General features: G+C 64.2%; 21 protein-coding genes. 12 read left to right on the forward strand and 9 right to left on the reverse strand.

The window, feature by feature from the left end; all coding sequences use genetic code 11:
- Positions 1-257: 257 nt before the first annotated feature.
- Entirely contained in the window at positions 258-1,832 is a 1,575-nt protein-coding gene (locus MOV74_RS10235; RefSeq protein ID WP_246921011.1) for an alkaline phosphatase, read from the forward strand.
- 307 nt (positions 1,833-2,139) lie between these two features.
- Positions 2,140-2,958 (forward strand): aldo/keto reductase, encoded by an 819-nt coding sequence (locus MOV74_RS10240; protein WP_246921013.1) that lies wholly within the window; start codon positions 2,140-2,142, stop codon positions 2,956-2,958.
- A 180-nt stretch (positions 2,959-3,138) separates the two neighbouring features.
- Here MOV74_RS10240 and MOV74_RS10245 read toward each other — a convergent pair whose 3' ends face one another.
- Positions 3,139-3,372, reverse strand: coding sequence for a hypothetical protein (locus tag MOV74_RS10245; protein ID WP_246921016.1), 234 nt, complete (start codon positions 3,370-3,372; stop codon positions 3,139-3,141).
- Between the two features lie 95 nt (positions 3,373-3,467).
- Positions 3,468-3,920, reverse strand: coding sequence for a hypothetical protein (locus MOV74_RS10250; RefSeq protein WP_246921018.1), 453 nt, complete (start codon positions 3,918-3,920; stop codon positions 3,468-3,470).
- 158 nt (positions 3,921-4,078) lie between these two features.
- On the opposite strand from MOV74_RS10250, the gene MOV74_RS10255 reads away from it, so the two are divergent.
- Positions 4,079-4,351 (forward strand): helix-turn-helix domain-containing protein, encoded by a 273-nt coding sequence (locus MOV74_RS10255; protein ID WP_246921020.1) that lies wholly within the window; start codon positions 4,079-4,081, stop codon positions 4,349-4,351.
- A 3-nt stretch (positions 4,352-4,354) separates the two neighbouring features.
- Here MOV74_RS10255 and MOV74_RS10260 read toward each other — a convergent pair whose 3' ends face one another.
- Positions 4,355-5,587 carry a PLP-dependent aminotransferase family protein gene (locus MOV74_RS10260; RefSeq protein WP_246921022.1) on the reverse strand — a complete coding sequence of 411 codons (1,233 nt, stop codon included), beginning with the start codon at positions 5,585-5,587 and terminating at the stop codon, positions 4,355-4,357.
- Between the two features lie 88 nt (positions 5,588-5,675).
- Positions 5,676-6,203, reverse strand: coding sequence for a DUF3124 domain-containing protein (locus MOV74_RS10265; protein WP_246921057.1), 528 nt, complete (start codon positions 6,201-6,203; stop codon positions 5,676-5,678).
- Positions 6,204-6,270: 67 nt separating this feature from the next.
- Here MOV74_RS10265 and MOV74_RS10270 point away from each other — a divergent pair, with 67 nt between their 5' ends.
- From MOV74_RS10270 to MOV74_RS10285, 4 genes are all read left to right on the forward strand, one after another.
- Positions 6,271-8,001, forward strand: coding sequence for a cation:proton antiporter (locus MOV74_RS10270; RefSeq protein WP_246921024.1), 1,731 nt, complete (start codon positions 6,271-6,273; stop codon positions 7,999-8,001).
- A 160-nt stretch (positions 8,002-8,161) separates the two neighbouring features.
- Positions 8,162-9,238 carry a 3,4-dihydroxy-2-butanone-4-phosphate synthase gene (gene ribB, locus MOV74_RS10275; RefSeq protein WP_246921028.1) on the forward strand — a complete coding sequence of 359 codons (1,077 nt, stop codon included), beginning with the start codon at positions 8,162-8,164 and terminating at the stop codon, positions 9,236-9,238.
- A 207-nt stretch (positions 9,239-9,445) separates the two neighbouring features.
- A complete protein-coding gene (locus MOV74_RS10280; protein ID WP_246921031.1) occupies positions 9,446-10,660 on the forward strand; it encodes an acyl-CoA dehydrogenase in 1,215 nt (404 codons plus the stop codon).
- Positions 10,661-10,815: 155 nt separating this feature from the next.
- Positions 10,816-11,733 (forward strand): MBL fold metallo-hydrolase, encoded by a 918-nt coding sequence (locus MOV74_RS10285; RefSeq protein WP_246921034.1) that lies wholly within the window; start codon positions 10,816-10,818, stop codon positions 11,731-11,733.
- A 71-nt stretch (positions 11,734-11,804) separates the two neighbouring features.
- On the opposite strand, the gene MOV74_RS10290 is transcribed toward MOV74_RS10285, so the two are convergent.
- Positions 11,805-12,659: a DUF1499 domain-containing protein gene (locus MOV74_RS10290; RefSeq protein ID WP_246921036.1), complete on the reverse strand. Its 855-nt coding sequence runs from the start codon at positions 12,657-12,659 to the stop codon at positions 11,805-11,807.
- 207 nt (positions 12,660-12,866) lie between these two features.
- A complete protein-coding gene (locus MOV74_RS10295; RefSeq protein ID WP_246921038.1) occupies positions 12,867-14,495 on the reverse strand; it encodes a fatty-acid--CoA ligase in 1,629 nt (542 codons plus the stop codon).
- A gap of 65 nt (positions 14,496-14,560) precedes the next feature.
- On the opposite strand from MOV74_RS10295, the gene MOV74_RS10300 reads away from it, so the two are divergent.
- Positions 14,561-15,646: an extensin family protein gene (locus tag MOV74_RS10300; protein ID WP_246921040.1), complete on the forward strand. Its 1,086-nt coding sequence runs from the start codon at positions 14,561-14,563 to the stop codon at positions 15,644-15,646.
- Positions 15,647-15,683: 37 nt separating this feature from the next.
- Here the strand turns inward: MOV74_RS10300 and MOV74_RS10305 are convergent, their stop codons facing one another.
- Positions 15,684-16,370: a L,D-transpeptidase gene (locus MOV74_RS10305; RefSeq protein WP_246921042.1), complete on the reverse strand. Its 687-nt coding sequence runs from the start codon at positions 16,368-16,370 to the stop codon at positions 15,684-15,686.
- A gap of 336 nt (positions 16,371-16,706) precedes the next feature.
- On the opposite strand from MOV74_RS10305, the gene MOV74_RS10310 reads away from it, so the two are divergent.
- Both MOV74_RS10310 and MOV74_RS10315 read left to right on the forward strand, forming a co-directional pair.
- Positions 16,707-17,684 (forward strand): magnesium transporter CorA family protein, encoded by a 978-nt coding sequence (locus MOV74_RS10310; protein ID WP_246921044.1) that lies wholly within the window; start codon positions 16,707-16,709, stop codon positions 17,682-17,684.
- Positions 17,685-17,868: 184 nt separating this feature from the next.
- Positions 17,869-18,087: a hypothetical protein gene (locus MOV74_RS10315; protein ID WP_246921046.1), complete on the forward strand. Its 219-nt coding sequence runs from the start codon at positions 17,869-17,871 to the stop codon at positions 18,085-18,087.
- Positions 18,088-19,178: 1,091 nt separating this feature from the next.
- Here MOV74_RS10315 and MOV74_RS10320 read toward each other — a convergent pair.
- Both MOV74_RS10320 and pdxH read right to left on the reverse strand, forming a co-directional pair.
- Positions 19,179-19,931 (reverse strand): SDR family NAD(P)-dependent oxidoreductase, encoded by a 753-nt coding sequence (locus MOV74_RS10320; RefSeq protein WP_246921048.1) that lies wholly within the window; start codon positions 19,929-19,931, stop codon positions 19,179-19,181.
- A gap of 26 nt (positions 19,932-19,957) precedes the next feature.
- A complete protein-coding gene (pdxH, locus tag MOV74_RS10325) occupies positions 19,958-20,599 on the reverse strand; it encodes a pyridoxamine 5'-phosphate oxidase (protein ID WP_246921050.1) in 642 nt (213 codons plus the stop codon).
- Positions 20,600-20,712: 113 nt separating this feature from the next.
- On the opposite strand from pdxH, the gene MOV74_RS10330 reads away from it, so the two are divergent.
- The gene (locus MOV74_RS10330; protein ID WP_246921053.1) at positions 20,713-21,120 is read left to right on the forward strand and encodes an RT0821/Lpp0805 family surface protein; all 408 of its coding nucleotides are present in this window, start codon (positions 20,713-20,715) and stop codon (positions 21,118-21,120) included.
- A 109-nt stretch (positions 21,121-21,229) separates the two neighbouring features.
- Positions 21,230-21,486 (forward strand): DnaJ domain-containing protein (locus tag MOV74_RS10335; RefSeq protein ID WP_246921055.1); only part of this gene is annotated, 257 nt, incomplete at its 3' end.

The following is a 21,486-nucleotide window of genomic DNA, read 5'->3' on the forward strand; positions in this document are numbered from 1 at the left end:
CAAGCCCGCCCAGCCGCGCGGGGCGGCGCGCGCGAAGCTTGCGCATCGTCACGGCAACCCGCTGGATGCGCAGGCGATGGATACCCGCATCCAGACCTGGCCGTGCCGCTCCGGCGGCATCTGCAACTGGAAGCATTAGACGAGGCTGGAGCCGTCATCCACGCGTCGCAAAACCGTAGGCGCGGAGTCAAGAAACCGTAAGCCGGGAGTCAAGGAGCGCAGGCACCTTCCGTCGCGATTCGACGAAGGTTTCCTGAATGGCAACGCTCCGCGCTTCGCGCGCATGGACCCGGCGGCAATTCCTGGTCCGTTCGACCTCAAGCCTGGCGATTGCCTCGCTCGGCACGCTCGGGACACCGTACCTCAGCCGCGCCGCCGACCGTCCACAGATCGCCGGCGGGATTCAGTCCGGCGATGTCTCGGATGGCTCTGCCGTGATCTGGGCGCGCGCGGACCGGGCCGCACGGATGCACGTGGAGTGCTCGACTGTCGAGAGCTTCAGGAGCCTCATAGCGTCGGCCTCGTGCGATGCGTTGCCGGACGCGGACTTCACCGCAAAGCTGCAGCTCGACGACCTGCCGCCCGGGCAGGACGTCTTCTATCGCGTCCGCTTCGACGACATCGCGACCGGCCTTCGCGGCGAAAGCAGTGTCGGGCATTTCCGCACCGCGCCGGCAGCTGGTCGGTCGATCTCGTTCGTGTGGTCCGGCGACGTCGCGGGGCAGGGCTGGGGCATCGACATTTCGCGCGGCGGCTATCGCAGCTATCGCACCATGTTCGATAACCGTCCGGACTTCTTCATCCATTCCGGCGATCACATCTACGCCGACTGCACGATTCCTTCCGAGCAGAAGCTGCCCAACGGCGAGACCTGGCGCAACCTCGTGACCGAAGAGAAGTCCGAAGTCGCGCACACGCTGGCGCAGTTCCGCGGCAACTACAAATACAACCATCTCGACGAACATTTTCGCGCCTTCCATGCGGAGGTGCCGATGTTCGCGCAGTGGGACGACCACGAGGTCACCAACGACTGGTCGCCGACCGGAAGCTACGATACTGCCGGTTACGAAGACGACGGCACCCCGCGCCTGGTCGCGCGCGCCCGCCGCGCCTTCTTCGACTTCATGCCGATCCGCGATATCGGCACGCAGCAGGGCCGGGTCTACCGCCGCATCGGCTACGGTCCGCTGCTCGACGTCTTCATGATCGACATGCGCAGCTACCGCGATGACAGCTGGAACAGGGGCGGCGATCACCGCGGCTGGATCCTCGGCGCCGAGCAGCTCGCCTGGCTGAAGCGGGAGCTCGCGGCCTCGCGGGCAACGTGGAAGATCATCGCCGCTGATTTACCGATCGGCCTCATCAGTCTCGATGCTGTTGCGCTCGGCAATGGGGCGCCCGACCGGCGCGAGCACGAGATCGCCGACCTTCTCAGCTCCATCAAGCGCGCCGGAATCCGCAACATCGTCTGGCTCACCGCGGACATGCATTACACCGCCGCGCACTATTACGATCCCGGCAAGGCGCAATTTAGGGATTTCGAGCCGTTCTGGGAGTTCGTCTCCGGCCCGCTGCACGCCGGCAGCTGGGGCCCGGGCGAGCTCGATGACACCTTTGGTCCGGTCGCGATGTACCAGAACGGTTGTAGTGCTGCGCAGGGCGAGAATTTGGCGCCCTGTTTCGGATTGCAGTTCTTTGGTCGCGTCGACATCGATGGCCGCAGCGGCGTCATGACCGTCACCTTGAAGGACGTGGACAATCGCAGCCTCTGGTCGGTCGACATCGCGCCGCAGCCACAGGTACGTCCCGCTGTGGTCGCGCAGCATTCGTGAGGGGCGGGCGGCTCGTTTAACCTCTCCCGCTTGCGGGAGAGGTCGGCGCCGCCGGGTGAGGGCTTTCTCCTCTTGGGGATTGTCCCGTTGCGGATGCACCCTCTCCCCAGCCCTCTCCCGCAAGCGGGAGAGGGAGCCCACTTCGTCCGTGGCGACGACCTGATCCTACCTAACCCGATCTTGATTGGCCGCCTCCGGTCGCCATCGCTATACTCACCGCCCCGCCACCTCTTTCCCATCACCGAAGAGTCTGTCCCCGCGGCCTCGCGGCGCGTCCGGCGGGATGCAATACGTCAGGAGTTAGGTCATGGACAATCTGAAGACACAGGGCATCAGCATGCCCAAGCTCGGCCTCGGCACCTTTCGCCTGCAGGGCGATGCCTGCCGCGCCGCGGTCGAGAGCGCGCTGTCGATCGGCTATCGCCACATCGACACCGCCGAGATGTATGCCAACGAGGAGCCGATCGGATCAGCCATCGCCGCGTCTCGTCTGCCGCGCGGCGAGTTGCACGTCACCACAAAGGTCTGGCACGAGAACCTCACCCCCGATGCGATGCGGCGTGCCTTCGATGCCAGCCTGAAGAAGCTCCGGCTCGACCATGTCGATCTCTACCTCGTGCACTGGCCGTCGAAGGCAGCGGACTGGGGTGCGGTGTTCGAGACCTTGATGAAGCTCAAGGAGGAGGGGCGCACGCGGGCCATCGGCGTCGCCAATTTCACCACGGCGCTGCTCAAGATGGCGGTGGAGGACATCAGGGCGCCGATCGCCTGCAACCAGATCGAATATCACGCGATGCTCGATCAATCTAAGGTGCTGGCCTATCTCGCGGCAAAGTCGATCCCGCTCGTCGCCTATTGCCCGCTCGCGCAAGGACGCGCCGCCTCGGATCCGGTGCTGGCCGAGATCGGTGCCAGGCACAACGTGACCGCCGCGCAAGTGGCGCTGAAATGGCTGCTCGACCAGGACGGCGTCGCCGCCATCCCGAAGGCCTCGCGCCGCGAGAGCCAGCAGGCCAATCTCGATGCGCTGAAGATCACGCTCGACGATGCCGACAGCAACAAGATCGCCGCGCTGCCCAAGGACAAGCGCTGCGTCAATCCCGGCTTCGCGCCGGCGTGGGACTAGCTTCGTCCATATCCTGCTAACGAAACAATCGTAGGGTGGGCAAAGGCGCACTTTTGCGCCGTGCCCACCACCTCTCCTGAATCACTGTCGAAGCGGTGGGCACGGTTCGCTTTGCCCACCCTACAAGGCTGCGCAAAGGAAATGGCCCCGTGAGGGGCCATGTCCATTTTGCGTTGCGCATTAGTCCCAGTGATGGCGGTGGCTACGCTTGATCACGACCACGCGGTCACCGCGATGGTGACGATGCCAGCCGCGGTCATGATTGTGCATGCGATATTCGGCGCGGGCGCCATACGGGGCGTGATGATGGTGATAGCCGCCTCGCTTGATCACCACAGTCTCCGCACTTGCCAGCGTCGGCGCCGCGATCACCAGCGCACCCAGAGCCGCAACCACATAACCAAGCTTCTTCATGATGTCCTCCTCCAATCGAATGCACAATTAAACCGCGCATGCATGCGAACGTTCCGGCGGAACGAGAAGAGAATTCTGAACAGCTGTTCAGGTGGTTAATCGCAGCGTTGCTGCACCGGTGTCGGCGCGCCTGTCGCAACGTATGCGCCGTCCCTGATCGTGTACTCGCCGCGCTCGCTGCGATTGTAGATCGCACGCAGGCTGCCGTCCTTTGCCAGCAGCAAGCCGAACTCACGGGCCTGGTGCAGCGAGGGGAAGTACACCATTACATTGAGCAGGCCCTCGGCGTTGACTGTGGCCGACACCACCTCGTTCTCGTCCTTGGCCTCGCCGAAATTGCGCCGGTACATCACCCGGCCGTCCTTCCGGATCTCGTAGGCCAGCAGCGCACCCTTGTCGCGGTCGGGCCGGGCCGCGCAGTCGACCGCCCATGAGCCGAGTAGGCCCCATTGCTTCACCGTCGCCGCCAGCGTCTCGGCACCCGCCGTTGGGGTGATCGCCGCCCACAGCAGAGCAGCCGCGATCCAGCGGCTCAAACAACGCGTCATGTCCTGGAGAACCCCGCCTCGAAGAATTCCACAGTTTAGCATCCCGCCCGCTTTCGTCCATGGCAGCCGCCGATCGCTCGCGAATTTGATCCGCGTCAATGAGGCCGGTCTTTTCGAGGGTAGGATGGCGCTTCCCGAAGGCGAACCTGGATAGAGCAATGCTGAATCAAGTCATGGATTTTGCGGGCGAAGTGCTGCCGGGGAGTTGTGCCGTGCCGCCGTATTCCGAGACCGCGTTTCTCACTGAGCTGGGCGATCGCCTGCGGTCCTCGCGCACGCGTTGCGACCTGTCGCGCCGCGAGCTGGCCCGCCGTTCCGGGATTTCCGAGCGCTATATCGCCCAGATCGAGGCCGGCAAGGGCAATGTCTCGATCGTCCTCTTGCTGCGGTTGGCCTCCGCGATCCACGGCAGCCAGCCACGGGCGGCCTGAGTATCAGGCCCGCTTCTCCACATTGGCACTCCGGGCCGGCACGCCGAATTCCTTGCGGCAGACCTCGGCCAGCACTGCGACACCCTCGCGGATCTGCTGATGCGTGGGGCTCGCAAAGCACAGCCGGAGCCGCGAACTGGAATGGCCTTTGTTGGTCGACCATTCCGGCCCCGGATTGATCGAGACGCCGGCGGCGAGCGCGGCCTGATAGAGTTTCAGCGTATCGACCTGATCGGGCAGCTTCACCCAGAGGAAGATGCCGCCCTTGGGCTCCTCGAACTCCGCCGCGGTCCCGAACTGCTCGTTCAGGGCTTCCATCAGCGTGTCGAGCTTGGTGCGCAGCGCCTTGGTCAGGGCCGGCACATGGCTTGCGAAATGCGGCTTGCAATACGCGGCGAGCACCATCTGCTCCAGCGCGCCGGAGCCCGCATCCGTCTTCAGCGCCAGCATCCGCGACATCACATCCCAGGGCGCCACGATGAAGCCGACCCGCAGCGCCGGTGCGATTGATTTGGAGAACGACCCGATATGGATCACGCCGCTGTTCGGGCTCATCGCGTAGATCGCCGGCGGCCGCTGCCCTGACCAGACGAGGTCGGCATAGCAATCGTCCTCGAAGATGGGCACGCCATACTCGGTCGCGAGCCGAACCAGTTCGGCGCGGCGGCTCTCCGGCATGATGCTGCCGGTCGGGTTTTGCACCGTCGGAATGGTGTAGATGTATTTCGGACGGATGCCGCGGCTCTTCAGGTCGGCCAGCGTCGCGGCCAACACGTCCATGCGCATGCCGTCCGCATCGAGCGGAATGCCGACCACGTTGACGCCAAGCCGCGCCAGACGGGTCAGTGAGCCCTGATAGCTGTCCTGCTCGAAAATCACGGTGTCGCCGCGCGTCAGCAGCGTCGCGTTGACGAGGTCGAGTGCCTGCAGCGAGCCGGAGACGATCATGAGATCATCGACCGTGCAGTTGATGCCGGCATCGCGCTTCAGCTTCGTCACCAGGAATTCGCGCAGGGGCAAATAGCCCTGCGGACCGTGCGCCAGCCCGTAGGTCGCCAGCGACCGGCCTTCCTTTTGCAGGGCGGAATTGGTCGCCTCGATCAGGCCGTCGAGCGGCACCTGCTCGGAATCGTTATTGCCGCCGACAAAGCTGTATTTGGCAAGGCCCGTCCAGCGCGCAGAAGGGGCCGGCAGCCCTGCGGGAAACAGGGGCGCGAAATCGAAGCTGGACGTCATGGGGCGTTCCTCGTTTCTGTTCTTGTTGAGCCAGCCGGCGTTGCGTCGGCCTGCCTTATTTCTTGCCGGCCGTCCGGGTCGAACGGCCTTACTTCTTGGTAGCCGTCCGGGTCGGACGGCCCTGGCTGATGAAAGCGTAATGCGCATTGGCGACGCCGCCAACCATCAGGGCCTCGACCACGGGCTCGGCGATCTCGCCGGTGGCGGCCCAGTCGACCAGGAAATTGGCCCCGGTCCCGCCGCGCACGTCGTCGGTCGGAATGAAGATCGAGATCGTGGCCAGCGGCTTCAGGGCCACCTGACCCTTCAGGTAGGTGTCGACCTGCTTGCCTGCGGTGTCGAAATAGGCGATGCGTTTGATCACCAGCGGCTGGGTCTCGGAGGCGTTGTGAACACTCAAGGTCACCGAGAAGTCGACGCGCAGCTTGCCCTGGCTCATCGCGACGCTCGAATAGGCGGGCACGTAGAACCCGCCGGAGACGCCGAGTTCTTCCTTCGGCATTGCGGTGAGGGAATCGGCAAAGTTCTGTTCGATATTGACCATGGATTGTGCGGCGGCGGGCAGGGCTAAGGCGAAGGGGCATAGCAGCATTGCTGCGAACAGCCCTTTTCGCATGTGACGAATTGCTCGCTTGCCGCGCCGCAACCCGTCTCTAGGGTGCGGCAAAACGGACCAATTTGGCATGCACGAGCTCATTCGCGACATCACTCTCTGTATTCTGTTTGCCTGGATGCTGGGCCTGCTCGCCCATTTCTCCCGGCAGCCACTGATCCTGGCCTATCTTATCGCCGGCTTTTGCATAGGTCCATTCGGCGCGGGCTGGGTCCACTCGCAGGAATCGATTAGCGTCATCTCCGAGCTCGGACTGATCTTCATGCTGTTCATGATCGGTCTGGAGATCGACCTGAAGAAGATCGTGCGGGCGGGAAAGGTGATCCTGTTCGCGGCGGGCGGCCAGCTGCTCGGCGGCTGCCTGCTCGGGGTCCTGTTCTTCGTCGGCATCGGCCTGTCGCTCGGCGGGGGGCACTTCGATGCGGTCTATCTCTGCGTCGCGTGCGCGCTGTCGAGTACCGTGATCATCGTCAAGGTGCTTTACGAGAAGCGCGAGCTCGACACGCTGCCGGGGCGTATCACGCTCGGCGTGCTGGTGCTTCAGGACATCTTCGCCATCCTGTTCCTGGCGGTGCAGCCAAGCCTTGCCAATCTGCAAGCCAGCGTCATCCTGCTCTCGATCGGCCGCGTCGCGGTGCTGGTCACCGCCGCGCTGCTGGTCAGCCGCTACGTGCTGCCGCGGCTGTTCCATCAGATCGCCCGGCGGCCCGAGCTGATCCTGCTCGGGGCGCTGGCCTGGTGTTTCCTCGTCGCCGAGACCGCCGAGCGGCTGTCGCTGTCGCGCGAGATGGGCGCCCTGATCGCCGGCGTCTCGCTCTCGACCTTTCCCTACGCGCTCGACGTCACCGCCAAGGTCACCACGCTCCGCGACTTCTTCATTACCCTGTTCTTCGTCGCGCTCGGCATGACCATTCCCATCCCCGGCCTCTCCGTGATCGGGCTGGCGCTGATGATCGCGGCCTTCACGGTCGTGAGCCGCCTCGTCACCACCTTCACACCGCTCTATCTGATGAAGCAGGGCCTGCGCGCCAGCCTGTTGCCGGCGCTGAACCTCGCGCAGATTTCCGAGTTCTCATTGGTGGTGATCCAGACCGGCGTCGCCGATCACCATATCGCGGCGCAGACGGCGAACGCGGCCTCCTTCGCCTTCGTGGTGCTCGCCGTGCTCTCGACCTTCGCGATGAGCCGCAGCGACGAGATCACCCGCTGGGCGATCGGCCCCTTGAAGCGGATCGGCCTGCGCGACCTCGACCATGGCAATGGCCATGCCGAGGAGGGGCAGGAGGGCGGCCATGGCGAGGCCCGCCGGATCGTCATCCTCGGCTTTTTCCGTGCGGCGAGCGCGCTGCTGGCCGAGATCGAGCGGCAGACGCCGGTGCTGCTCGAGCAGATCACCGTGGTCGACTTCAACCCCAATGTGTACCAGACCCTGATTTCGCGCGGCTTGCACGTGATCTACGGCGACATCAGCAATGTCGACACCCTGCTCCATGCCGGCATCGCCAAGTCCGAGATGATCATCCTCAGCGTGCCGGATTCGCTGCTGAAAGGCGCCACCAACGAGAAGCTGGTCCGCCACGTCCGCGCGCTCAATCCAACCGCCCTGATCGTAGCCACGGCCGATCTCTTGGCCGACGTCGGCGCGCTCTACGAGGCCGGCGCCAGCTACGTCACCGTGACCCGGCTCAGCGATGCCCACGAGCTGTTCACGGTGATCGAAGCCGCCCAGGCCGGCCTTCTGGCCGACAAGCGCGCCGAGCTCGATCAGCGGCTCGGCGAACGGCGCGAAGTGCTGCCTTGAGGGCGCCCGGCCGCCTTCCTCTCCGGCTGTCTGCGCCTATATCCCTGGCATCTTCGGTGCAAGCCTGCCGTTGCCCGGAATATGCGGTTGCGTCCAGGACACTAGCGCCCCGGCCCAAGTCCGGCTAAGCCTCCGGGCCATAACCGATAGAGATTGGGACATGCCCGATAGCGTTCAGGAAGTCTTGCAGGCCTTTGCCCGTGGTGAGCTCGTGGTCGTCACCGACGACGAGGACCGCGAGGGCGAGGGCGATCTGATCGTCGCCGCCTCGCTCTGCACCGCCGAGAAGATGGCGTTCATCATCCGCCACACCTCCGGCATTGTCTGCGCCCCCGTGACCACCGAGGATGCGCGCCGGCTGCGCCTCGATCCGATGGTGGCTCACAACGATTCCGCGCACACCACCGCGTTCACGGTGTCGATCGACTACAAGCCCGATGGCGGCACCGGCATTTCCGCCGAGGAGCGCGCCTCGTGCTGCCGCGCGCTGTCCAATCCCAATGTCGGCGCCAACGATTTTGCCCGGCCCGGCCACATCTTCCCGCTGATCGCCAAGGATGGCGGCGTGCTGCTGCGCTCCGGCCATACCGAGGCCGCCGTCGATCTCTGCAAGCTCTCCGGGCTGCCGCCGGTCGGCGTCATCAGCGAATTGATGAACGACGACGGCAGCGTGATGAAGGGCGAGCAGGTCTCCCGCTTCGCTGCCCAGCACAAGCTCAAGCATGTGACCATCGCGGACATGATCGCCTACCGCCAGGCGCGCGAGAAGCTGATCGAGCGGGTGGCGACCTTCGTCACCGAAAGCCCGATCGGACCCTTGCAAGGCTATGCCTACCGTTCGCCGTTCGATTCCATTGCCCACGTCGCTTTCGTCTATAATGGTGTCGGCGACGGCAAGAACGTGCTGACCCGCTTTCACAAGCCGAACATCGTCAAGGACATCTTCACTGGGCACAAGCGCATGGCGGCTGTGCTCGAGCATTTCAAGAAATCCGGCCGTGGGGTGCTGGTTTACTTGCGCGACGGCGCGGCCGGCGTCCCCGTGGCGGCGCTGCCGGACGAGTCGGCGACGGAGGCCGACCGCAACCGCCAGTGGCGCGAAGTCGGCGTCGGCGCGCAGATATTGCGCGACCTCGGCGTCACCTCGATCCGGCATCTCACCTCGTCGGTCCACGACTACAAAGGCTTGTCGGGCTTCGGAATCGAGATCGTCGCCAACGAGCAGCTTGAAAGCTGACACGCGGTCTCATTCCGGGACGGCGCTGAAAGTGCCGGACCCGGAAGGTGAAGAGGCGAGGAGATTCCGGGTTCGAGGCTCCGGGCCGCACTTCCGCGGTCCCGTTGCGTGCCCCGGAATGACCGAACCAGGATGCAATTGCACTTGTTGTCGCGGCGCTTTACTTTGTCGGGCAAATTTTGACGGAACCAGACGAAAGGACGTTTCATGAGCGTGCGCCCTCAGGCCAAGGACAAGCCGGCTGCGACTTCTTTCCAGTGGGACGATCCGTTCCTGCTCGACGAGCAGCTGACCGAAGACGAGCGTATGGTGCGCGACACCGCCCGCGCCTACGCCCAGGACAAGCTGCTGCCGCGCGTCGCTAAGGCGTATCTCGAGGAGAAGACCGACCGCGAGATATTCAACGAGATGGGTGAGCTCGGCCTGATCGGCATCACGCTGCCGGAAGAATATGGCTGCGCCAATGCGAGCTACGTCGCCTATGGCCTCGTCGCGCGCGAGATCGAGCGGGTCGATTCCGGCTATCGCTCGATGAACTCGGTGCAGTCCTCGCTGGTGATGTACCCGATCTACGCCTATGGCGACGAGAACCAGCGCAAGAAGTACCTGCCGAAGCTCGCCAGCGGCGAGTGGGTCGGCTGCTTCGGCCTGACCGAGCCCGATGCCGGCTCCGACCCGGCCGGCATGAAGACCCGCGCCGAGAAGGTCTCGGACGGCTATCGCCTCACCGGCAGCAAGATGTGGATCTCGAACGCGCCGATCGCCGACGTGTTCGTGGTCTGGGCCAAGTCGGCCGCGCATGACAACCAGATCCGCGGCTTCGTGCTGGAGAAGGGCATGAAGGGCCTGTCGGCGCCGAAGATCGGCGGCAAGCTCTCACTTCGTGCCTCCATCACCGGCGAGATCGTGATGGACGGCGTCGTGGTTCCCGAAGACGCGCTGCTGCCCAACGTCTCGGGCCTGAAGGGGCCGTTCGGCTGCCTCAACCGCGCTCGCTACGGCATCTCCTGGGGCGCGCTTGGCGCGGCCGAGGACTGCATGCATCGCGCGCGCCAGTACACGCTCGACCGCAAGCAGTTCGGCAAGCCGCTGGCCGCGACCCAGCTGGTGCAGAAGAAGCTCGCGGACATGGAGACCGAGATCGCACTCGGCCTGCAGGGCTCGCTTCGCGTCGGCCGCTTGATGGACGAGGGCAAGTTCGCGCCCGAGATGATCTCGATCATGAAGCGCAACAATTGCGGCAAGGCCCTCGACATTGCCCGTGTCGCCCGCGACATGCACGGCGGCAACGGCATCTCGATCGAGTACCATGTGATGCGCCACGTCCATAACCTCGAGACCGTCAACACCTACGAGGGCACCCACGACGTCCACGCCCTGATCCTGGGCCGCGCCATCACGGGCATTCAGGCGTTTTTCTGAGGAAGCGCGTCGGCGTGGAATTGCGTCATGGCCGGGCAAAAGCGCGAAGCTCGTCTTCGCGCTAGATGTCCCGGCCATCCACGTCTTGGGCGCGAAGAACGTGGATGCCCGGCACAAGGCCGGGCATGACGAAGTCAGCTAGGTATGAGCAAGCCATGTCCGACAATGACGATGTCCCGTTCAACCGCAACTTTCCGTTGAAAGCCGGCATCGTCGAGGAAGCCCGACCCGGCGTGCGCCGCGTGCTCTGTAACAATCCGAGCCCGTTCACCTTCACCGGCACGGTCAGCTACATCGTCGGCAACGGCAACGTCGCGATCATCGATCCCGGTCCGGACGATGCGGCGCATGCGGCTGCGCTGCTCGATGCCGTGCGCGGCGAGACGGTGAGCCATATCTTCGTCACCCACACCCATCGCGACCATTCGCCGAACACCGCGCGGATCAAGCAGGCGACAGGGGCGCGGGTCTATGCCGAAGGCCCGCACCGGGCCTCGCGCCCACGTTTCGAGAGCGAGAAGCACAATCCGGAATCCGGCGCCGACCGCGATTTTGCACCGGACGTCAGCCTCGCACATGGTGACGTCGTCGAAGGCGATGGCTGGCGGCTCGAGGCCGTGGCGACGCCGGGGCACACCGCCAATCATCTGGCATTCGCCTGGCCGGAGCGAAAGTTCAACTTCGTCGGCGATCACGTGATGGGCTGGTCCACCTCGATCGTGGCGCCGCCCGACGGCTCGATGATCGACTACATGGACTCGCTCGATCGGCTCGCCGCGCGCGAGGAAGACCTCTATTTCTCCGGCCACGGTCCCGAGATTCCGGACGGCCAACGCTTCGTGCGCTTCCTGATCCGTCACCGCAAGGCGCGTGAGGCCTCGATCCTGCACCGCCTCGCCAAGGGCGAGACCGACATCCCGACCATGGTCCGCGCGATCTATATCGGCATCGACCCCAGGCTCACGACGGCGGCCGGTTATTCGGTGCTGGCGCACCTGGAAGACCTGGTCGCCCGCGGCGTGGTCGCGACCGAGGGCGATCCGGTGATCGGCGGGACGTACAGGATGGCTTAGGGGCGAATGGCGAATAGGGAGTAGCGTATAGCAAAGGTGGCTTCCATTCGCTATTCGCCACTCGCCATTCGCTACTTCTTCACCGTCTTCGCCGGCGCCTTCGGCGGCGCGACGGGCGTCTTCTTCACCGGCTTGAGCGCGTCGGCGTCGGCCGCGGTGTTGAGATCGTCGATGAATTTCTTGACGCGCGCGGCGTTGCTGCCGAGATCGCTGTCGAAATTGCGCGAGGCCGAGCGGATATCGACGCGGGAATCATCGCCATCCGCCACGAACCTTATCGAAATGTCCTCGCGAAAACCCATGATTGGCGTGCGCGCCACCGCCTCGATGCGGCCGATGCGGCGCGGTGGCTGCGGTGCGCGCTCGTCGATGACGATCCATTTGCGCTTGTTGACGAGCTGCAGCGCGATTGCATAGGCGCGGTCGACGGAGATCTCGAGCTCGACCGGCTCGATATCAGGGTAATAGTGGCGCTGCTGCTCCGCCGAATAGAGGCCGGCATAGACCGCGGTGTTGGTGCCCTCGCCAGTGCGCAGGCGCGCCAGCGCCTCGAAACGCGGCGGATCGATCGGGTCGGTGGTGATGTCGTGGATCGCGGGCAGCTTGCGATATTGCAGGCCGAGATAGGCGGGGTAGGCGAGGATCGCCCCGTCGATCAACAAGGCGAGCAGGATGCGCGCCATGCCGCGCGAGCCGTTCTGCCAGATCGCGGCGAAGCCGGCGAGCCCGAACAGGATCGAGAGGCCGGCGATCGCGAGGCCGCCGAGGAAGGTCGCAAGCGCCGGCTTCGGCTCCAGGAAATCGAAACGGACGATGATGACCGACACCACCACCGCCACCACCGCGAACACGGCCAGATTGCGCGCCCAGCTCGCGAGGCTGGACACGGGCTCCGACTGATAGGGAGCGGAAAACCTGCGGGCCATCGAGTGAGCTCTGCCGGAGTTTTGGAGCGATGCCGGCCGATTTGGCGCGACGATGGGTCGTTGAGACCACGGCGCGGGAGCAAATTCAAGGGAGACGGGCCGTTACTGCCCGCCATTCCGGGGCGATGCGAAGCATCGAACCCGGAATCTCGAGCTTCCGGGTCTGGTCCTTCGGACCATCCCGGAATGACGGTGTGTGCTTAGGCTTTACGCCGCCGCGTTCGGGAAGCGGTAATCCTTGAACTGGTCGCGCAGCGCCGTCTTCAGGATCTTGCCTGTGGCGGTATGCGGAATACCCTCGACGAAGGCGACGTCGTCGGGCATCCACCATTTGGCGATCTTGCCGTCCATATATTTCAGGATGTCCTCGCGCGTGGCCTGCTGGCCCTGCTTGAGCTGCACGATCAGGAGCGGCCGCTCGTCCCATTTGGGGTGGAAGACGCCGATCACGGCAGCTTCCGCCACCGCCGGATGGCCAACCGCGAGATTTTCGAGGTCGATCGAGGAGATCCACTCGCCGCCGGACTTGATCACGTCCTTGGAGCGGTCGGTGATCCGCATGTAGCCGTCCTCGTCGATGGTGGAGACGTCGCCGGTGTCGAAGAAGCCCTCTTCGTCGAGGATGTCAGTATCCACCCGGTAATAGGCCCTGGCGACGGCGGGGCCGGCCACCTTGAGGCGGCCGAAGGTCTTGCCGTCCCAGGGTAGCTCCTTGCCGGCATCGTCGGTGATCTTCATCTCGACCGCGAAGGGCGCATAGCCCTGCATCTGCAGCACGTCGAGCCGCGCATCGCCGGTTGCGTCGGCAAACGGCGGCTTCAGCGCAGCAACCGTGCCGATCGGGCTCATCTCGGTCATGCCCCAGGCGTGGCGGACATTCGAGCCCATGTCGAGAAAGGCCTTGATCATCGAGCGCGGCATCGCCGAGCCGCCGCAGATCACCATCTTGAGGTTCGGCAGCTTCAGATTATTGGCGGCCATGTGCTGGAGCAGCATCAGCCACACCGTCGGCACGCCGGCAGTGTGCGTCACCTTTTCGGTCGCGAGCAGCTCATACACCGAGGCGCCGTCGAGCTTGGCGCCGGGCATGACCAGCTTGGTGCCCTGCGAAGGGGCGGAGAAGGCGATGCCCCAGCTGTTGGCATGGAACAGCGGAACCACCGGCAGCATTGTCTCGGACGCACTCGTGCCGAGGGCGTCGACATTGTTGGCCATCAGCGCGTGCAGCACGTTGGAGCGATGCGAATACAGCACACCTTTCGGGTCGCCCGTCGTGCCCGACGTGTAGCACATCGCGGCTGCCGTGTTCTCGTCAAAGTCCTTCCATTTGAATTCGCCGTCGGCCTCGGCAATCCAGTCCTCGTAGGCGACCACATTCTTCAGCGTCGTCTGCGGCATGTGCGCCTTGTCGGTCAGCACGACGTAGCGCTCCACGCTTGTCAGCTTGTCGGCGATCTTCTCCAGGACCGGTACGAAGGTGATGTCGGTCATCACGATGCGGTCCTGCGCATGGTTGATGATCCAGGCGATCTGCTCGGGGAAAAGGCGGGGATTGACGGTATGGCAGATGGCGCCGATCCCCATGATGCCGTACCACACCTCGAGATGGCGCCAGGTGTTCCAGGCAATCGTTGCGACACGGTCGCCGAGCTTGATGCCGTCGCGCTCCAGCATCTGCGAGACCTTGAGCGCGCGCTTGTGGATCTCGGCGTAATTGGTGCGGTGAATCGGTCCCTCGACCGAGCGTGTGACCACCTCCTGCTTGCCATGAATCCTGGCGGCGTGTTCGATGATCCGGTGGCAGAGCAGGGGCCAATCTTGCATCAAACCAAGCATTTAGACGTTCCTCCGAGAATTCGCTGGGCGCGTTGTCGCTCTCAGCGTTGGGCCAAAGAATTGCCATGAGTTTTAGCCTGCCGGACTTTCGCCGCAAATGGTCTTGTCGCGGCTATATGTCCGCTGGCGCGGCAATGGTTACCGCTGCGCTCGGGCTATCGCTCGTGCTCGCCGAGAGGGCAGAGGCGCGAAAACGTGCTTCCCCGCTGGATATCTTCGGTATCGCCGCACCACGGCCGCGCGGAGCGGTTCATTCCGGCAAGATCCCGCTGCCGAGACCGCGCCCCGAGGAGGCGCCCAAAGCATCGGACGAGGCTCCGCCCGAAGCTGACGCCAAGCCTTCTCCGGACAAGCCTGGCGCCGACAAGTCTGCCGAGGTTGCGCAGCCACCCCAGAAGCCGCTCTCGGCCTGCCGTCTCGCGCTGACCGAGGAGATCGCGATCGCGCCCTCAATTCCGGATATCCGCGGCCCCGGCGCCTGTGGCGGCGAGGATCTGGTGCGGCTGGAAGCCGTCGTGCTGCCGGACAAGCGTAAGGTGACGGTCAAGCCGGCGGCGATTCTCCGCTGCACCATGGCGTCCGCGATCGCCGATTGGCTGCGCAAGGACATGGTGCCGCTGGCCACCAGCCTCGGCTCGACCATTGGCGAACTCGATAATTTCGATTCGTTCGAGTGCCGCGGCCGCAACCGCGTCGTCGGCGCGATGCTGTCGGAGCACGGCAAGGCCAATGCAATCGACGTCCGCGCCATCAAGCTGGCCAACGGGCAATCGATCGGCCTTACCGACCGCACCATGTCGCGCGAGGTGCGTGAGCGCGTGCTGCACTCGGTCTGCGCGCGGTTTTCCACCGTGCTCGGCCCGGGTTCGGACTGGTACCACGAGGACCATATCCATCTCGACTTGGCGCAGCGCCGCAACGACTACCGGATCTGCCAGTGGAACGTCTGGGATCCGCTGCCACAGGTCGCTCCGCTGCTGCCGGCGGAACGCCCCGAGGAGGCGCCGTCGCGCGAGGTCGCGGCCAAGCCCGAGGCAAAGGGCGGAACTGACGACGAGGCGGCGGAGAAGGCTCCAGCAACTGCGGAAAAGCCGGCGGCCGATGGCGGCAAGTCCCAGCCGCACAAGCCGGCAACAAAAAAGCGCCGGTGAAACCGGCGCTTTTGGATCTCGGGGATCTTGGAGGCGATCAGTAGCTGCCAGCCTGGCCGGTTTGGCTGCCGCCGAGCGCAAGCCGCGAATTGTAGGGCGAGTCGCCATGCTTCGGCTCCAGCACCACGACGAGGGTGCCGACCTTGACGCGATCATAGAGATCGATCGCGTCCTCGTTGGTCAGGCGGATGCAGCCCGACGAGATCGAGGCGCCGATATATTCCGGCTGGTTGGTGCCGTGGATGCGGAACAACGTGTCTTTGCCGCCGGAATAGAGGTAAATCGCGCGAGAACCCATCGGATTGTCCGGGCCGGGTGCCACATAGGTCGGCACGCCCAGGCGCGAAATTTCGCCGGGGGTGGGGTGCCAGGCCGGCCACTCGGTCTTGCTGCCGACCTTGGCGATGCCGGACCAGGCCATGGCCTCTTCGCCGACGGTGATGCCGTAGCGGATCGCCTTGCCACCCTCCAGCACGTAATAGAGGTAATGGTTGTCGGAATCGACCACGATCGAGCCCGGCGATTCCTTGCGATGGTACTGGACGATGGCGCGGCGGAACGGCTCTGCGACCGGAGTATTCTCGTACCTGACCTTGGCGAGCAGGTCCTTGTCCTTCGGCTTGAAGGCCTTGGTGTCGGTCGCCTCGTAATGCGTGGCCTGCATGCAGCCCGACAGCATCAGGCCGGCGGCCAGGATTACCAACTTAATTTTCAGCGACGACATGATTTGGTTCCAATCAAAGCAATACCGTGCGGAAGGCCTGAGCTTACCGCCCAAGTTCCTCGACTCCGTTAATCCCATTATCGTTGAAATCTGCCACAATTCCAGCACTGAAGGCCTTATCCCGCGCTGCGAGACCCAACCTGTGGCTTTTTTGCCGCAAAATTTGCGGGTGTGTGGGAGTTTTGGGGCCGTCAGCCGCGGACTGTCGATTCCATGCCACAGTTGAGACACGACCCCGCCACAAATGCCAACGCTTCGTTAATGCGGTTGTCATCGTGAACTTGTCAGAATCGCGCTAAGGGCTGTCATTCTGACGCAGGTTCGCTGGAGTTGTGCATGTTTTCGGTGTTTGTTCCCTCCGAGTCCACCCTCAAGAAGGCCGTCGTCGAGGACCTCACGGTGCTCCCGGAGAGCGCGGTCTGGATCGATCTCGTCAATCCGAGCGCAGCAGAGGACAAGGCGGTGGAGCGGCTCGCGGGCATCGCCATCCCGACCCGGGAAGACATGCAGGAGATCGAGATCTCCAGCCGCCTCTATATGGAGAATGGCGCGCGCTACATGACCGCGACCCTGATGTGCCACTCCGATACCGACATGCCCCGGACCACGGCGGTGACCTTCATCCTCGGCGACCACCGCCTCGTGACGGTGCGCTACGATCTGCCCAAGCCTTTCGCCCTGGTCGAGGCCAAGCTCGCCCGCTCCTGCACGCCCGCGATCACGGGCGAGATGGTGCTGATGGAACTGCTGGACGCCGTGATCGACCGCTGTGCCGACATCCTGGAGCGATGCGGCGCCGAGATCGACCAGGTCAGCCACGACATCTTCGAGCCCGAGAGCGAGCGCCACGGGCAGGCCAAGCGATATTCCCAAATCCTGATCTCGATCGGCCGCAAGGGCGATCTGACCTCGAAGGTTCGCGAGAGCCTGGTGTCGATCGGCCGCGTCGTCACCTTCCTCTCGGCGGTGGTCGAGGGCATCAAATGGTCGAAGGACATGCGCGAGCAGCTCAAGACCATGCAGCGCGACGTCGCCTCATTGACCGACCACGCCTCCTATCTCTCCAGCAAGATCACCTTCGTGCTCGATGCCATGCTCGGCGTCGTCAATCTCGAGCAGAACAACATCATCAAGCTGTTCTCGGTCATGGCCGTTGTCCTGATGCCGCCGACCCTGATCGCCTCGATCTACGGCATGAACTTCAAGGTGATGCCGGAACTCGAATGGGTGCACGGCTATCCGATGGCGCTGGTGATGATGCTGATCGCCGCGATCGTCCCGTACTGGATCTTCAAGTGGAAGAAGTGGCTGTAATACTACCGAGACCTTACACCGTTCGCAGAGACATCACACTTGGTGTCGCAGAATAGATCGGGATTGAGGCCGCGCCGTGATGTGTTCGCCGTGCCCCAATTCCTCCGGTAAAATTTGAGCGGTGGGCTGAACGTTTGCGCGAAACTTGTCTGCGATAAGCAGTGCGTAGCCGCGAGGAATAACCATGGTTGAAAAACACATAACGTCGCCCCGCAACGTCATCGACCTGGCGAACTATCGTCACGTCCTGGCGAGCGGCAAGGCGTCGTCGATGTCGGCACGCATGTGCCGGCACTGTGGTGCTCCGCTGCTCGACGGTGAGAACGACGACGACTGCTCGACTGCATTCAGCACGGCCGCTCCGCGGCCGCGCGACCGGTCACGTCGGATTCGAATCGATTGAGGAACGGAAGGCGAGGGCGATCCAGGTCTTGCGGCGGCGTTGTCTGGATCGCCTTGCTTCCTTTCTTTTCAGGACAATCACTGTGACGTCCGATTGGCGGCTGTGCTAGAGAGCGATTGAACCCCAATCCGGTCAAAACAGAGCCTGTGTCGCGCTCTGTCAATCCACGCACGCGAAAATATTCCACTTTACCGAAATTCGGTTTCGGCGTATGTGTCGCTTATCCCGGCTCATCCAAGAGGGGCGACGATGTGTCGTCACTGTCGTGAGCCGGGCTTGCGGTGGACGCGGCAGCGTCGGCACGAGAGGTGCGGGCAGGGCGGGTAGTCCCTGTGAGCTCGTAACCCGCGTGCGGACGAGCGGCGCTGCTAGGCTTCGTCTCGTCTGTAAGTTTCCGGCTTTGTCGACAGGGCTGGGAAAACTGCGGCGAAATGGCGAGCCGTGCGTACGGCAAAACCGTGTGGTCCCGGCCGTCGTTGCTACGGTCAAGTCCTTCGGAGGTGCGAGCGAGCCCAACCGGGCAGACTGCATCATCAATTCGCGGGGCGAGGGAGGCCAGAAGGAAAGTTCGGCTCCCGGGAGAGCACGGCATAAGCCGTCCGACCACTGCGCAGGGAAGGTCGAGTAATCGGCCACACCTGTATGCTGCTGTGCGGTTCTCCTGCGTGTGCCTATAGCGCAGCAGACCGCGGGTGCGAGCTGAGCACCCGGCCTTCCCTGCGCCCTCTTGGATTAAGAGGGGGAGAGATGAAGCAAAGCTCGGGCGAAATCAGCCGCGAGGACAAAAAGGCGTGCCTGCAAGTGAGCTGCCTGCAACATTTCGATCTCGTAGGGTGGGCAAAGCGCAGCGTGCCCACGCCTTGTTGCTCATGGAGGGAGATCGTGGGCACGGCGCTGTGCGCCTTTGCCCACCCTACGGCACTGCCGCTGGGATGTGCACTGGAGCATCGCAATGACGACGTGGAGAGAGCGCCACACTGCGCTCTCGTGCCCCGGACGCAGCGCAGCGTTATCCCGGCGATGCGAGGCCGCGTCCGGGACACGAGAGAGACGCCTTTGCTCCATCCCGGCCGCGCAATGACGCGAATGGCCTACACGTGCTGGCCGCCGTTGATGTGGATCTCGGCGCCGTTGACGTAGGAGCTGGTGTCCGTGCACAGCACGTAGATGATCTTGGCGACCTCGTCGGGCGTGCCGAGGCGGTGCAGCGGGATCTGCTGGTCGACAATCTTGTCGGTGCCCGGCGACAGGATCGAGGTGTCGATCTCGCCCGGTGCGATCGCGTTGACGCGGACGCCGACGCGTCCGAAATCGGACGCCATCTCGCGCGTCAGCGAGGCGAGCGCGGCCTTCGACGTCGCATAGGCGGCGCCCGCGAAGGGGTGCACGCGCGAGCCCGCGATCGAGGTGACGTTCACGACCGAGCCCTTGGCCGCCTTCAATTCCTCGATCAGCCCGCGCGCCATCATGATCGGCGCGAAGAAGTTGACGTGAAACACGTGCGTCCAGGTGTCGAGATCGGTGTCGATCGAGCCGAGGCGCGAGCCGCCGGGGCCCTTCGGCGAGATCGCGGCGTTGTTGACCAGCGCATGCAGCATGCCGCCTTCGAGGCGTTCGCGGATGTCGGAGATAGCGCGTGTCGTGTCCGCGGGATTGCTGAGATCGACCTGGATGTGGTCCTCAGGGCCGGCATCCCACGGACAATCCTCCGGGAACGGATGTCGCGAGCAGGTGATGACGCGCCACCCCGCCGAGGAGAAGCGGATCACGGTGGCGTGGCCGATACCGCGGCTTGCTCCGGTCAGGAGCAGCGTGCGGCGCGGCGCATTGGACGAATGCGGCATGGACATCTTTCAGGTCGGCCCAAAGCTCAAGGATACATCCGCGTCTTGGACCACGGTTGGCCGGCCGCGTCACGGCGAAATTCGATGCGGTCGTGCAAGCGGAACGGGCGGTCGTGCCAGAACTCGATACGCGAAGGCGTGATGCGCCAGCCGCTCCAGCCCGGGGGCCGCGGCACCTCGCCGATGACGTATCTGGCCGCGACCTTGGCGATGGCCTGCTCGAAGGCGAAGCGGCTTTCCAGCTCCTGCGACTGCTTGCTCGCCCAGGCGCCGATCTGCGCCTGCTTGGGCCGGGTGGCGAAATAGGCGTCGGCCTCGGCCTCCGTCACCGGCGTCACGTTGCCGCGGATGCGGACCTGACGGCGCAGCGACTTCCAGTGAAAAAGTAACGCTGCCTTAGGGTTTGCGGCGAGTTCGCGTCCCTTTTGGCTCGCGATGTGGCTGTAGAAGACAAAACCCTCGGTATCGAAGCCTTTCATCAGCACCATGCGCACATCAGGCAGCCCGTCGGGGTCGACGGTTGCGAGCGCCATGGCGTTCGGATCGTTCGGCTCGCTCTTGATCGCCTCGTTCAGCCAGGTCTCGAACAGCGCAAAAGGCTCGTCGGCGGCGGTGAAATCACCGGATGTTAAGGGTGTCTGGTGTTTCATCGAGGTCGTGTCGGTCATGTCTGGAGTCCGAGTTGCGTCCCGCGGCCCAAAACGCGTTGTTGTCCGCTACCGCCCTATATAGGGCATGGGGACGCGTTGGCCTATCGGCGATCCGGCCGTCCGGCTTTGTCATGACGATCATGCTCGTCGCGCTCGGGACCGGGGGATGCAGCTTTTCCCGCAACGACAAGAATGCCTACGCCAAGGCCGACGACAACGACCTCACCGGCTCGATCGCGCGACCGGCGAAGGACGCCCCGCCGACCGAGACCGATCTCGCCTTCGCCCGCAACGCCGCCTCCGACGTCCTCAGCAAGGGCGACAAGGATTCCAGCCAGCATTGGGAGAATCCGGAGACCGGGGCGCGCGGCTCGGTGACGCCGATCGCGCAGTCCTATGCCGCCGAGGACGGCCGCAAATGCCGCGATTTCCTGGCGAGCTACGTCAACGGGGCGACCGAAAGCTGGCTCCAGGGCGCCGGCTGCCAAAGCACCCGTGGCCGTTGGGAGATTCATACGCTAAAGCCGTGGCGGAGCTAGGAATCGGCGCACGCCCCTAGTTGCAAAAATGCCACTCTCTCCCCACATGGTTCGCAGGTGGGGCGGGGAGCCCTTTGAACAATTCGATTTCTTGAAGGAGACGTGACGGATGCGCGACCCCTATGAGGTCTTGGGGGTGCCGCGGAGCGCCAGCGCTGCCGCGATCAAGAGCGCCTATCGCAAGCTTGCCAAGAAGCACCATCCCGACAGCAACAAGGACGACCCGAAAGCCGCCGAGCGCTTCTCCGAGATCAACTCGGCGAACGAGATCATCGGCGACGAGGACAAGCGCAAGCAGTTCGACCGCGGCGAGATCGACGCCGACGGCAAGCCGCGCTTCCAAGGTTTTCCGGGCGGCGGCGGGCC

Origin of the sequence: Bradyrhizobium sp. SHOUNA76, from assembly GCF_023006445.1 — a bacterium.
GTDB lineage: Bacteria > Pseudomonadota > Alphaproteobacteria > Rhizobiales > Xanthobacteraceae > Bradyrhizobium.